The sequence below is a fragment of the Blautia caccae genome (genome assembly GCF_040095955.1).
GTDB classification, from domain to species: Bacteria; Bacillota; Clostridia; order Lachnospirales; family Lachnospiraceae; genus Blautia; species Blautia celeris.
The window spans coordinates 1-624 of record NZ_JBBMFP010000106.1; the positions used below are offsets into that span (position 1 = coordinate 1).

The window sequence follows — 624 nt, forward strand, 5'->3', positions numbered from 1 at the left end:
CATGGCAGATGTAATAGCCTTCCCTGGTCCACTGACTTTTTATAGTCTGCCAGCTCCTTACTGGCTCTGGTAAACTCTGCATCCATCTGCCTCACCTGCTCCGGTGTTATACCCAGGTCCTCGTACTCTACAAGCCTGTCATAGAGCTTGTTATACTCTCCAATGATTACATCTTTGCGTATACCATTATGTGTAACAAACCATCTTATAAGACCTCTAAGCGTCTTTGGCTTCGTGCCGTTTGATATCTTTTCAGTTAATCTTTCCATGCCTATACCTCCTCCGGATTCAACGGGAGTCCCCAGCACTTTTCACATCCATCTTGGCAACATTCATTTACTCTCCACTTTTCTCCCATTTCGCGCACCAACCACGGCACATCATCCGGACATAGCTCTTGCACGATCCGGATCCGCTCTGACTCCAGATACCTGTCAAGCAACGTTTGGCCTTGCTTCAGGAGATCAGCTTCTTTCATCCGGCCAATCTGACGATCGATCTTCCGTTTCATACTATCCTCAACAGCATCCTGTATCCCCAGAAGGTGTTCTATCTGCATGATCATAATGCGTACATCTCCGGCCTCTTCCGCTATATGCTCAATCGTATAGTGATACTGCGGGT

General features: G+C 47.3%; 2 protein-coding genes. Both read right to left on the minus strand.

Annotated features, from left to right (window positions below; translation table 11 throughout):
* On the minus strand, positions 1 to 269 hold a 269-nt coding region (locus tag WMO65_RS26435), incomplete at its 3' end, for a hypothetical protein (RefSeq protein WP_349064925.1).
* A gap of 2 nt (positions 270 to 271) precedes the next feature.
* A partial coding sequence (locus tag WMO65_RS26440; RefSeq protein WP_349064927.1) for a nucleoside triphosphate pyrophosphohydrolase family protein occupies positions 272 to 624 on the minus strand: 353 nt, incomplete at its 5' end.